This is a genomic window from Fibrobacter sp. UWB2 (genome assembly GCF_002210425.1).
Taxonomy (GTDB): Bacteria; Fibrobacterota; Fibrobacteria; order Fibrobacterales; family Fibrobacteraceae; genus Fibrobacter; species Fibrobacter elongatus.
Window position 1 is genome coordinate 405,579 of record NZ_MWQK01000002.1, and the last position, 12,143, is coordinate 417,721.

At 50.5% G+C, this 12,143-nt stretch carries 12 protein-coding genes and 1 pseudogene; 8 read left to right on the top strand and 5 right to left on the bottom strand.

Annotation, left to right across the window (positions count from 1 at the left end):
• The first annotated feature begins 42 nt into the window (after positions 1-42).
• The 6 genes and pseudogenes from rpsT to B7982_RS05110 all read left to right on the top strand — a co-directional run bounded on the left by rpsT (position 43) and on the right by B7982_RS05110 (position 6,706).
• The gene (gene rpsT / locus B7982_RS05085; RefSeq protein WP_012820070.1) at positions 43-303 is read left to right on the top strand and encodes a 30S ribosomal protein S20; all 261 of its coding nucleotides are present in this window, start codon (positions 43-45) and stop codon (positions 301-303) included.
• Between the two features lie 234 nt (positions 304-537).
• Positions 538-1,104, top strand: a pseudogene (locus B7982_RS15215) (ATP/GTP-binding protein); the annotation flags it as partial.
• Positions 1,105-1,503: 399 nt separating this feature from the next.
• The gene (locus B7982_RS05095) at positions 1,504-1,929 is read left to right on the top strand and encodes a roadblock/LC7 domain-containing protein (protein WP_088659815.1); all 426 of its coding nucleotides are present in this window, start codon (positions 1,504-1,506) and stop codon (positions 1,927-1,929) included.
• A gap of 9 nt (positions 1,930-1,938) precedes the next feature.
• On the top strand, positions 1,939-2,406 hold the full coding sequence (locus B7982_RS05100; protein ID WP_088659816.1) for a hypothetical protein: 468 nt from the start codon (positions 1,939-1,941) through the stop codon (positions 2,404-2,406).
• 6 nt (positions 2,407-2,412) lie between these two features.
• Positions 2,413-5,322 (top strand): hypothetical protein, encoded by a 2,910-nt coding sequence (locus tag B7982_RS05105; protein ID WP_088659817.1) that lies wholly within the window; start codon positions 2,413-2,415, stop codon positions 5,320-5,322.
• 1 nt (position 5,323) lies between these two features.
• A complete protein-coding gene (locus tag B7982_RS05110) occupies positions 5,324-6,706 on the top strand; it encodes a BamA/TamA family outer membrane protein (RefSeq protein WP_088659818.1) in 1,383 nt (460 codons plus the stop codon).
• A 239-nt stretch (positions 6,707-6,945) separates the two neighbouring features.
• Here the strand turns inward: B7982_RS05110 and B7982_RS05115 are convergent, their stop codons facing one another.
• Positions 6,946-7,530, bottom strand: coding sequence for a hypothetical protein (locus B7982_RS05115; protein WP_088659819.1), 585 nt, complete (start codon positions 7,528-7,530; stop codon positions 6,946-6,948).
• Between the two features lie 97 nt (positions 7,531-7,627).
• Here B7982_RS05115 and B7982_RS05120 point away from each other — a divergent pair, with 97 nt between their 5' ends.
• Both B7982_RS05120 and B7982_RS05125 read left to right on the top strand, forming a co-directional pair.
• Positions 7,628-7,936: a type B 50S ribosomal protein L31 gene (locus tag B7982_RS05120; protein ID WP_012820063.1), complete on the top strand. Its 309-nt coding sequence runs from the start codon at positions 7,628-7,630 to the stop codon at positions 7,934-7,936.
• A gap of 67 nt (positions 7,937-8,003) precedes the next feature.
• Entirely contained in the window at positions 8,004-8,909 is a 906-nt protein-coding gene (locus tag B7982_RS05125; RefSeq protein ID WP_088659820.1) for a hypothetical protein, read from the top strand.
• Positions 8,910-9,002: 93 nt separating this feature from the next.
• Here B7982_RS05125 and B7982_RS05130 read toward each other — a convergent pair whose 3' ends face one another.
• The 4 genes from B7982_RS05130 to B7982_RS05145 are packed head-to-tail and all read right to left on the bottom strand — an operon-like array spanning position 9,003 to position 12,022.
• Positions 9,003-10,079, bottom strand: coding sequence for a TIGR04133 family radical SAM/SPASM protein (locus tag B7982_RS05130; RefSeq protein WP_088659821.1), 1,077 nt, complete (start codon positions 10,077-10,079; stop codon positions 9,003-9,005).
• 21 nt (positions 10,080-10,100) lie between these two features.
• Positions 10,101-10,505, bottom strand: coding sequence for a hypothetical protein (locus tag B7982_RS05135; protein ID WP_088659822.1), 405 nt, complete (start codon positions 10,503-10,505; stop codon positions 10,101-10,103).
• A gap of 15 nt (positions 10,506-10,520) precedes the next feature.
• Positions 10,521-11,375, bottom strand: a complete 855-nt coding sequence (locus B7982_RS05140) for a hypothetical protein (RefSeq protein WP_088659823.1) — start codon at positions 11,373-11,375, stop codon at positions 10,521-10,523.
• Positions 11,372-12,022 carry a hypothetical protein gene (locus B7982_RS05145; protein ID WP_088659824.1) on the bottom strand — a complete coding sequence of 217 codons (651 nt, stop codon included), beginning with the start codon at positions 12,020-12,022 and terminating at the stop codon, positions 11,372-11,374. Before B7982_RS05145 ends, B7982_RS05140 begins: the two co-directional genes overlap by 4 nt.
• Positions 12,023-12,143 lie beyond the last annotated feature (121 nt).

Sequence of the window (12,143 nt, forward strand, 5' to 3'; positions counted from 1 at the left end):
TGCTAACATTTTTTAAGTAGGTTTTCACCCGGAGATTTTAAGGTGCCTCAACACAAGTCTTGCAAAAAGCGTTTGCTCCAGGCCGAAAAGGCCAACGCAATGAACCGTTCCACCCGTAGCGCTATCCGTGCTAGCCTCAAGGTTATCCGCACCGCTGCTACGAAAGCTGCTGCCCTCGAAGAAATGCCGAAGCTCTTCAGCATGCTCGACAAGGCTGCCGTTTCTCACCGCGCTGGTTTCTGCGCCAACCGTGCTGCCAACTACAAGGCCAAGGTTGCTAAGGTCATCAACGGCCTCGCTTAATTAGAGTCTTTTAAAGATTTTAAGCAAAATGAACCGATACGCAAAAGTGTATCGGTCTGTTTTGTTATTTTGAACTTTTTGTGTGGTTACGGCAGGTGGGTTCTTGGGGGAGATTTCTTCTGCTAGTAGACGAAAAAATTGTGATTTTGATTAAAAAAGGGCAAAAATCGAAAAATTCTTTTTGGTTTAAAGAACTTTTTTACTAGATTAAGTACTGGGTTTCAAGGAATTATAATGTCGTCTATTAATTTTGCTACAAGAGAAATTAGTTGTAAGGTCGTTTATTATGGTCCTGGTTTAAGTGGTAAAACCACGAATCTTCAGGTTATCCATCAGAAAATGCCTCAAGACAAGCGCACGGACATGGTTTCGCTCGCTACCGAAGGTGATCGTACCTTGTTCTTTGACTTTTTGCCTTTGAACTTGGGTGACATTAAGGGATTTAAGACCCGTTTCCAGCTTTATACCGTTCCTGGTCAGGTTTATTATAACAGCACCCGCAAGCTTGTGCTCCGTGGTGTCGATGGGATTGTCTTTGTAGCAGACTCCCAGCGCTCCCGTCAGGCCGAAAATCTGGAAAGCCTCCAGAACTTGCGCCAGAACTTGCAGGACTATGGCATGAACCTGGACGATATTCCGTTTGTGTTGCAGTACAACAAGCGCGACATGGAAAACGTCTTTACTCTGGACGAGATGAACGAAATGCTCAATCCAGACAAGAAGATTCAGTTCTTCCCGGCGACTGCACATAACGGTAAGGGCGTCGTGACGACGCTTAAGACAATCGCCATGCTGGTGATTGAAAAGTTTAACGTGAAGCAGGGATTCTTGCGCAAGGCCGCCGTGAATGCGGGGGCCGCAGCTCCGGCTGCAAGCGAAGCACCTGCTGAAAATGCCGAGGCGGGCAAGCCGCAGGCCGAGGCTGCAACTCCACAGCAGCCGACGTCTCCTTTCCGCATGCCTTCGTTCGCGGCAAAGCCGCAGGTGAATGCGGGTAACTCTGGCGGTGCCGGTTCTGGCTTGTTCCAGAAGGGCGCCATGTCGTCGCCGTTCGCACGTCCGCGTGTATCGACTGCCGTGCCTAGAATGCCGACGTTTGGACGAACGGTCGATAAACCGGCTCAGACGGATGACGATGAAATCGTCTTGCGTCCGTACAAGCCGAAGGACAAGTAGTTCTGTAATTGTTTGTGGTGTAATATGAGCGATTATACAATTTATTCTGATGATGCTAACAAGGTGCGTCGCTTGATGTCTGCTTATCAGGCGAGTGTCAAGTGCGAATATGTTGTTCTTTGCCATCGTGATGGAAACATCATTGCCGAAGTCGGTTCCCTCGGTTCCGATCTCGATGCAACGCCTCTTGCTGTTTTGAGTATTGCTGCATTTGATTCCTCGCGCCAGATTGGTGTGATGCTGGGTGGCGAAAAGTTCCAGTCTGTCTCTTTTACGGGCGAGAACCGTTCCGTCTATATTTCTCCTGTAGACCAGTCCCTTTTGCTTGTGCAGGTCTTTAACGGGGGTAGGCTCCCGAACCGCATTGATGACTTTAACCGCTTGCTGGTCGAAAAGCTGGAGGACGCCGTTCCTGCGTTTACGCAGAATACGAGCAGTCTTGTCCGCTAGGAGGTGCTTGTGGCAGGCCGGTTTCCGCCACTGAGAAATTTGCGAAAGACGACTATCTTGGCGATGGTCTTCTTTTTGGGTTTCTTTGTCCACCGCATGGTCTTGTTCTTCATCGATGATGAAGTCAGCTTTACCGATAATTCCGACATTGAACTTTCTCCGGCGAACAGTGTCGTTTGCCGCCACATTGTGAATGGGGAACCTTTTGGTTCCGATAGCGTATTCGAAGAGAATACGAGACTTTACGTTTTTTCGTCTATTACAAATTCTGCACGTTATCAGGAAGACACGCTTTTCCATATCTGGTTCTTGGGGATTGATACGATTTTTGTAGAACCCTGTAACCTTACGGGTGATGTTTGCAGCTCGATGCTTGCTTCGGACTTGGTCGAACTTGGCGAATGGAGTGTTGACTTGGTGGCGGGCCGCAAGTTGCTTGCGAGCAGGCAGTTCCGCGTGGTGACTCCTTCCCGGTAATTCTGTATGCGGTCTATTCCTTGTCTGGGCCTGCTGTTAGTCAGCTTAGCCTTTGCGTTGGATGTGGACTCGCTCCCCGTTTGGGATCCTTCAATTCTTGCAAAAAATGCTTTGGAAAATACGCCGGGCGCAACGAATCTTGTTGCGACAATGAATGCGCCGCAGGCGGATGATTCGTCGCGTGCCGAAATCGAGACGCACGGTTATAAAACAATGCAAGTGACGGTGGGCGATGGGGGGACGCAGGTCGATCAGGAACTGCGACTTTCGATTCAGGGGCGCCTCACGGATAGCGTTTATATTGATGCTCTTTTGTCGGATGTGGACCGCAAGGCGGGGGACCAGACGACGGCAACGCTTCAGGAAGTGGACCAGATTTATTTCCGCGTGGAGTCTCCGTATGCGATGCTCCATTTGGGCGATTTGACGTGGACGGACAATTCTATGGGGCTCACGTCGTTTAGCCGTTCGACGCTTGGTGCGATGGCGACTTTGCGTTATCGCGGGTCCGAGGTGAGTGGTGCGTGGGGCACGGACGAGGTGACTCGTTATTCACGCTCGTTTAACGGTGTGCAGGGGCAGCGCGAGGGCTATTACTTGGATGAATCGGGGAGCTTTGTCTCCGTTGTTCCAAATTCTGAACGTGTCTGGCTGAACGGTGTTGAACTTGTCCGCGAACGCGATTACGAGGTGAATTACGCCGGCGGTCTTTTGAACTTCAAGAACGGGATTATTCCAGGGACGGATGATGTGGTCTCGGTGGAGTATGATGCGTACTTGAGTGAAGATATCTATACGATGTACGCCTTTCGCGGGAGCCTGCGGCTAGAGAATGTATTCTTTGACGTGTCGGGATTCCACTTGGAAAATGATGTGGACCGCATGCGCAAAAGCACGCTCGACAGCGCCGATTACGAGCGATTAAAAAATGACCGCGGTGGCGAATTGCTTGATTCTTCGATGAATGTGCTGCACCGCCCGAAAATGTCGGAACGCTTGGGAGCACGCCTCCGCCTACAGGCGGAACATCGGTTTTACGCCGATGTCGAACTCGGGCTCAATCGCATGGATTCGAATACAGTTTCTAAAGATGTCGGTGGCCCGAGTGGGCGTGCGTTCAGATGGCTTGTGACTACAGACTCGACGCAGAACATGAACGCGTTCCCGGTGGCGCTTTCGGTCTATGGCAATTACGTCCAGGAAGGCTTTGCAATATCTGAATTTAGCGGTCGCGAGCGGGACTGGGATGCGTATGCGCTCCGCAATGAATGGGATTTGGACAGTGCGCTTTTGAAAGGCGACTTGCGCCATGACGAGCTTGCGCTCCGTATCCGCTTAGGAAAGGACTGGTTTGGTACTGCAAAATGGGGGTACCGCCGTGGCGATGATGAACGCTGGAATTCTTCGCGCTCGCAACTTATGCTTGTGCATCGCGGTCTTGATGCGGCTAGTGAATTTACTGCTTCGTATGTCTCGAGCACGCAGGAGGTGGACCAGAAGCGTTACCAGGGTACGTTCTCGTCGGAATTTTTGCGCGGATTCTTGAGGCCGTTTGGCAGTGGCGATGTGCGCTATTCTGTGCGTGATTCTCTGGGGCATAAGTCAGAACGCGGTTATGCAAAGACTATTGTTGGTGCGACTTTGAATGAAGACTTGTGGAATGTGAAGGAATCGGTCGGGACACTTACTGTACGTAAGCACGATTTGACGGACCGCGCGGATGGACAAACTCGTCACGAGGGCTGGCGCGATTCCGTGAATCTCGTGACTTGGACGCAGTCGGCTGAGGCGAACTTCCGCAAGTTTACCCTTTCGCATTTGTTGCAGTATACGCATGCTGTGACGGATTCGCTTGGGGCTGTGGATTCCTGGGTGGGCGACTTGTCAACGAATTTTGGCGATGATGACTGGGGCGTGCAAGGCTCTGTGGCTTATAGCTTCGGGATGACTTCGGAACAGACTTATACGGCCATTTACAAGGCGGTCGCAAAGGGCACGGGCGATGTGCGCTACGATAGCCTCACGGGTGCTTTTATCGAGGGCGTTGATAACGGTGACTTTGTCTATGAAGGCATGGGCCGTAACGATTCCGTGGGAGCCGTACTTTCGTCAAATGCAACGTTTGAAGCCTCTTTGGAATGGAATCCGGGCGTTTCGCTTGGAATTTCGCAGGGGCTGTTGCGCGATATAACGCTGAGTGCATCGTACCACTCCGAAGCCGAAGATACAACGGGCAAGAAGATTTATTTCCCTCCGGTTTATCCGGCGGCCTTGCGTCGCGTGACGGCGGGGACAGTTTCTTGGGATGCAAACCTTGCTTGGGACCATCCGTCGGGAATTTCGGCATCGTACAATCCGAGTGCAAGTTACGAGAAGAAGATGTCTTCTATCGGGTATTTCCAGGATATGTTTGATCATCGTGTCAAGGCGGGGCTCAATATAAATGAAAATCACTTTGTCGGTGTTGAAAATACTTTTGAAAAAGTTCACTTGAGTGCATTGCAAAAACTGGACTGGAATATTTGGGAAATTACGGGGCGGTACACCTGGAAATTGCCTGCAGGCTTAAGCCTCTCGCCGCGAGTGCGCTATAGGGAAGGCTCGGGCGAAGACGATACGGATGAATCCTTTGGTGCGCATCTTTGGGAAGAAGAATTGCGTGTCGGTTTTGAAAAAGAGGGTATGGTCGATGCTCATGTCTCGTTTGCCTCAATCCAGATGGATACACATGAGGGGGCGATTCCGTACCAGATGATGTCCGGTTTTGGCGATGGCGTCACATATAGACTTGAGGCGATGGCATCGGTGGAGGTGAATAACTTCTTGTCGCTTTCGCTCCGTTATATTTTGCGCTTTGGCAATGCCGAAGAAAACGTGTTCCAAAAACTTGCCACCGAGGCAAAGGCGTATTTCTAGTATGAAGTTGTGGTGGCGAAATATTTTGTGCGTAGTGGCGGTGCTCTTGTTTGGGGCGGTTTTGAGCCGTGCGTCCGAGTGTCGTATTGAACGCGTGGAATGGGTTGGTGACCATAGCGAGTTTGATGAACTTTCGATGAACGTGATTGTCGGGGCGTCTTGTGATTCTTGGCGTGCGGCAAGGCAAAAGCTGTTGCGCTATTACGAGGACCGAGGCTTTGTTGGTGCGTCACTGGATGTGCGTGTAGATAGTGCGGGTGTTGCGCATTGCGAGTTTGTGCGTGGTAGCGCTTGGGTGTGGGCAGAACCCGAAAATCTCGATTCTAATGCGACGGATATCGAAGTCTTTAGAATGCTGACGGGACTTGAAATCGGTGTGGAAGTTTCGCTTTCGGACCTGGAGCGCTCGGAACGCAGGCTTGCCCGATTGGGCTATTACGAAAAGACCGCCGATGTGCGCCTGTTCCGCGATCCGGTGCGCAATCGCATTATTCCAGCGTATTCTATGCGGGCGGTCCCGATTTCTGCGGCCGAAGGTTTCCTCACGTATTCTAGCGATGAGAATGTCTGGGAAGGTAAAGTCAATCTCGACTTGTACAACATCTTGGGGACGGGGCGCGATTTGCAGATGGAAGGCTATTCGCAGAGCGATTCTCGCAGGCTAGAAGGCTCGTACCGCGAACGCTTTATTTTTGGGACCGCCTGGGATGTGCTTGTGCGCGGGTTCTTTGAAGATGATTCGCTGTCGCGTGATTCCCGTTTGGAAATTGGCGTGTCACGGAATATCGGCTTTAGCTTTGATGTTGCGGTATTTGTGGGCATTGGCAATGACGAGAAGAGTTCTTCGTTTGAACTTTCGTACGTGTCGTTTGACCGTAGCATTTTGCCTCGAAGCGGAACGTCGTTTGATTTGTCGCTTGCGTGGATGATGGACCGCCCGGATTCGCTCGATAGCTATTTGCGCCTGGAGTCTTCGTTTGTGCATTATTTGCCGCTGTGGAAGAACTTTATTGTGCGCTACTCGGCAGCGGCGGGCGCGTTGCTTCCGTCGGGAGGCTCGTTTGCACGCGAGGACTTGTTTAGCCTGGGCGGCATCAATTCGTTCAAGGGAATGATGTATGGCTTTATGCGGACGCGCGCGTACGGTTTTTCGCAGGCCGCGTTCTTATGGCAGGATGGCTACGATTTGTCGATTGAGCTATTCTACCAGCCGGGGCTTTACAGGCGGATGAAGCCGTTCCACGGGTGGGCGCGCGAACACGATTATGGCATCGGGTTTACGCAGTACCGTAAGTCTTGGAGCTTTAGCATTTACTATGCGCTCCGCAATGGGTGCGATTACCTGGACGGTGTGCTTGGCTTTGGCGTGAAGACGCTGTTCTAGAAAAATGCTTTTGAAAAAAGCAAAAAAAGTACGTCATGCGGGCGGGGCCCCAGCTCGGAGTTGCGAAGGCCGCACGGGCCCCTCCCTGCACCCTCCCCATCCTTGGCCGACGCTATGTTCTCACTCTGTTAATCATTCGGTTCTTTTTTATAGAACATCTCACTAACAGCAATAATAATTGCATCCAATATGTGCGATTACCTAGACGGTGTGCTTGGCTTTGGCGTGAAGACGCTTTTCTAGAGTCTCGGGACGCGGACTTTGTCGCCAGCGTTGAGGTGCTCGAGCATGACGCCCGGATTTACGGACTGGAGGGCCGAGAGCACGTAGAAGCGGGGGAGGTTTTGCGTGCCTGCGCCATACGTTCTGCGGAGGAGCTTGAACAGGTCTTCGCCGTCGTTAGCGGTAACGACCTTGTAAAGACCCTTGTTCGAGGGGTCGGACTGCAAGGCGGAGAGCGCGTTCGAAAACTTGGCGACGAAATTTTCGGCGTTGTTGCTCGGCTTCGTGGCTTCGGCGGCTTGCTTCACCTGTTTTGGCGGCTTGCTCAGCCCGGATTTGCGGCTCGTGCTTTTGCCCGTAACGGACGGCGGGAGCTTGAATACCGGTGCCTTGAAAGCGTTCATCTTGAGGCTCACGTCGGCGGTATCTTTGCCCTTTTTGACCGGTTCGAGTTTCAAGATGGAGTCCAGCGAGGCGATATAGTTGCTGTCGGGCCATTCTTCGAGCACCATGCGCTTGTTCACCTCGACTATTTTGGCGGTCGGGTGGTCTTTTTCGCAGGCAATCAAAAGCAATGGAATTAGCAACAGTGATGGTTTCATGCTATAAAAAATACTAAAAATAGGGTTGCAACTTGCCAAAATCCTAAAAAACAACTAAATTTTAGCTCTCAACAATTACTTCACAGGAAGTTTTATAATGAAAGAAGGTATCCACCCTAATTATCAACCGGTCGTGTTCGTCGATGCGAATACGGGTAAAGAATACATCACCCGCTCCACGAAGTCTTCCGCCGAAAAGAAGACTATCGATGGTGTTGAATATAACGTGATTTCCTTGGAAATCACTGCTGATACCCATCCGTTCTGGACGGGCAAGCAGCATCGCGTGGATACGGCTGGCCGTATCGACAGCTTCAACAAGCGCTATGGCGGCGGTGCTAACATCACCTCTGCAAAGCGTAAGACTCGCAAGGCTGCTCCGGTCAAGGCTGAAGAAGAAGCTTAATCTTCTTAAATTTTGGGGCCTCCCTAACTAGGGAGGCTTTTCTCTTATTTAACCCTGAGGACGCAAAATGAAAAAGAAACTTAGCATTTGTGCCGCTGCCTTCATCGCTCTTGCTATGACTGGTTGCGATAACGGTAAGACTGGTACCATCGAAGGTGAAGTTCGTGATGCTTTCACCAACAAGCCGTTGGAAATGCCGACCGTCGGTATGGACTCCACGATTTACACCACTCTTTCCAAGAAGTACGAATTCAACCAGGAACTCCGCAAGGGCAAGTTCAAGTTCGTCAAGGTTCCGGTTGGCGCTTATAGAGTTTATGCAGGTCGTTCCAAGTACGTGAAGACCCGTATGAAGATTGAAACGACGGAACAGAATCCGAACGCTTCTCTCATTCTTTACATTTACAGCGCCCAGGTTGATCCGGGTCTGTACCAGGGTACTCCGGAAGGCCCGCTCAAGATCGATAACAAGTGGGTTGTCTACTCCACGAACTGCGATGAATCCATCGCTGGTTACCGCTTGACGATGCCGCAGCAGCAGGCTGGTGATGCAAAGACAAGCCTTGCTGAAAAGATTGGCGTCAAGAAGAAAGGCAAGAAGGGTAAGAAGGCTAAGAAGGCTGCTGCTCCGGCCGCTGTCGCTTCTGCTGTGACGAACCTCCCGGATCCGCGTGTTGTCGATGGCAAGCTCGAAGTGTTCTACCACAACTCTTCTTCCGTGTCTACCGCAATCACGGCTAAGACCTATCCGGCAGTTGTCGCTCCGATCGCTTCTCACAAGGACTGCAAGGGCTTTGGCGCAGGCGAAACGAAGGGCGTGTTCCCGGTCAAGGACAAGGCAACCGATCTCAAGGTCGAATACGTTGCTGAAAACCTCTTCAAGATTACTGGCAACCTCCCGAAGGGCAAGCAGATTATCCAGCTCTCCCAGGACGGAAAGACTCTCCAGACTTACTATTTCGAAGCCAAGTAATTCGGAATACGTTTGAAATTAAAAGACGCTCGGTTCTTGGAACCGGGCGTTTTTTGTTTTTATTGGTTATGGGGACGGGGAGACATTGTAATATTATGCCCCAGCAGCCTCTAATCGCTGCACATGGCAGTAGGCGAGTTCCTTCGTTTTTTCATCACGTAAATGCAGGCTGGAGCCTTCGCAGTAGCGCCAGTACTTGCAGGTCTTGCAGTCGCCGATTTTTGCCCAACTGCGGTCGCGCATCACTTGGTAGCGGTTCTGCCACACGTCCCAAATGTCGTCCTTGTAGATGTTTCCTTGGATGTAGTCGCCGCGCAAGCTCGGGCAAGCCGAGATACTTCCGTCGCAGAGCACGGAAGAGACGTTTACGCCGGCGCGGCAGAAGAACGGGTAGTTGCGTGCGTCTTTCTCGTAACTGCCGAGGAACCCTTCGCAGCCGTAGTTCACGTTGATGACGTTCATCGATTTTACTTCGCGGATGAAGTCGAACACCTGGCGGAATTCCTGGTTAGTAAGCTGGAACAGCGGATTGTCCTTGGCGCGGCCTTTGGGGAATACGGTCGCAACGCGCCAGCGCTTCACACCGATTTTCAAAAGCATGTCCAAGATTTTCGGGAGTTCCTTGAGGTTTTCGCGGTTCACACAGGTCATCACGTCGAAGGTGAGTCCTTGCGTGTGGGCGGCCATGTCGATGGCGCGCAGCGCGCGTTCAAAGCTATGCGGGTCGCCACGGAAATGGTTGTGGCTTGCTTCGAGACCGTCAAGGCTGATGGTAAGCGAGCGGAGCCCTGCGTTCAAAAGGCGCGTGTAGCGCTCGGGAGTCATTGCAAGTCCGTTTGTGACCATGCCCCAGGGGTAGCCGCGCTTCTTGATTTCTTGGCCACATTCTTCGAGGTCCGGGCGCATCAAAGGTTCGCCTCCGGTAATCACCACGATAAAGTGCTTCGGGTCAACGTGCGGGGCGAGCTTGTCGAGCACGGCCATAAAGTCTTCGCGGGGCATGTCGGGGATGGCGTCCTTGACGCAGTCGCTACCGCAGTGCAAGCAATGCAAGTTGCAGCGTAGCGTGCATTCCCAGAAAAAGTACGTGAGCGGGTGTGCCTTGATTTCGTTGTGGCGGTAAAGACGATAAGCTTCGAGAGCGAGTTTCTTTTTAAGCGAAAGTTGCATAATAATAGGTGGTAGAAAAGGTTAGTGTTTCTCAGGGCAGTCGATGGTGGATTCGCAATAATCGTATTCTACCTGAGTGCCTTCTAGGGTTGTATAGGATTCCTTGAAACAGTATTTAGGATCTTTAAAAGTGCAATTTTGAGCTCCGCATGAACCTGCTGGAGGAGTCGATGCTTCAACGCCCTTAGGTAAATTTTCTTGCAATTCTGGGTGCTCGTAATAAGGCCCCGGTTGTCTTAGGTACTTGTATCCATCTTCACATTCGATGATGTCAAAGACTTCGCCTAAATCGTTTGTGGCCGTAGTGTTGTAGCATTGGGTCGGGAAACATCCATAACTAGCGACTGCGTCGTCCTCGTTTTCACACCCGCTCCAGAAAAGTGCGAGTACCGAAAGTAAAAATTTTTTCCAGTGTTTGTATAACATGATTAGGTGGTAAAACTAATAATTTTCTTTGGTGTAATATTTCTTGTCGAAATCTTTTTTTGTGTAGGTTGTTTTTTCGCCTTGCTTGTCGGTGCAATTTATGTCGGTTGTGCCTTCGGTTCTGCGGCAAGTGACTCCGTCATTGCATTTGTACTTAAAAGTACATCTTGAATCTACGCCGTAGTCAGGGCACATGGCTTCAAGATCGCAGACCGTCAAATCGGTGGTGGGGTTTGATGTTGCAAGGCATTCGTTGATGGTCTGCTCAATTTCCTTTAACTTGTCTTCGTAAATCTTTTGGCATTCTGCGTCAAGCGCGGGCTTGTTCTTTTCCCATTCCTCTTTCATCTTGAGGTAATCGAGGTATTCCTGCGTGGGGCGAGTGGTGCCATCGCTACAAACTTCGTCTTTGTGGAACTTCATCGGGGCGCCGTATAGCGCTACAAACATGTCGAGTTCTTGGCGCAAATCGGCGAGGCACTGCGGAACAGTTTTCAGTGTATTTTGGATGCTGTCAATTTTGGCGACACCGCCGTGATTTGCTTTCTGTTCTGCATTTGATTTTGCCACGCTTTCTGAATAGCTCGGCGGGTAATACGATACGAGCGAATCACCTGGCGCGCATGTCACTTCGCTGGAACTGGATCCGTTTGCGCTACTGGAGCTTGCCGACTCGGAACTTGATGATGCAACGGCTTCGCTAGAACTAGAGCTCTCAACGCTTTCGCTGGAACTTGATGCTTCGGAACTTATCCCAGAACCGTTGTCGCATGGGCAACCTGATTCCGTGACGCTATCGCCATTACACCCTGCCCAAAAGAAGGCGGTTGTCGTGAGTAAAAGATTTTTCCAGTGCTTGCGAATGTTCATTCTGGTTCCTTTACATCATATTTTGTTTTAAATTCGGCTTCGGTGTAAGTTATTTCGTTGCCTTGTGTGTCGATGCAATTGAAGGTTGTTTTTTCAGTTCCTTGTTCGGAATAACAGAAAGCCCCATCATTGCATTCATAGTCGCGATATGCTTTTGGAGGAACTGTGTTTTCAATTTCGCTGCCTTTAAATGTGCAGGAAAGCGTCTTGTAGATTTTTTTGAAGTGAATCTCATCGTAGGTGAAACCGTCGTTGCATTCGTATTTTTTTATAAAGACATCTGCGTCTACACCGTAAACGGGGCATATTGTTGTGCCGTTAAATGTTTCACATGCAGGGGCGGAAACATGGATAGTATCAGTTTTTGCTATGCAGGTGTATCCGTTTTCGCAAGTGACTGTAGAACCGTTTTCAGAGGTGACTTCGCAATCCATTTGCGGCACGCCGTAGGCGGGCATAGGCAATGGTTCGGAACTGCTAGATATATTATCTTCGCTGCTGGAGCTAGAATTTTGTGTTTCCGAACTACTGGAATACTGCGGAGGGGCTCCATAAAGAGGAGGTTCCGTGGTTGTGCCGCTATCGCAACTGGCCCAGAAAAATCCGGTAAGTGCAAGTGAAATCTTTTTCCAGTGTTTGTAAAACATTTTTAACTCCTCACGCCCTATGGGGCTCACACTCCTATAAATATATACAAAATAAGTCCGAAAATGCTCCAAAAAGGCGATAAATCCCATGTGCCGAAAAGATTTTGTTGCATCTGTTGCA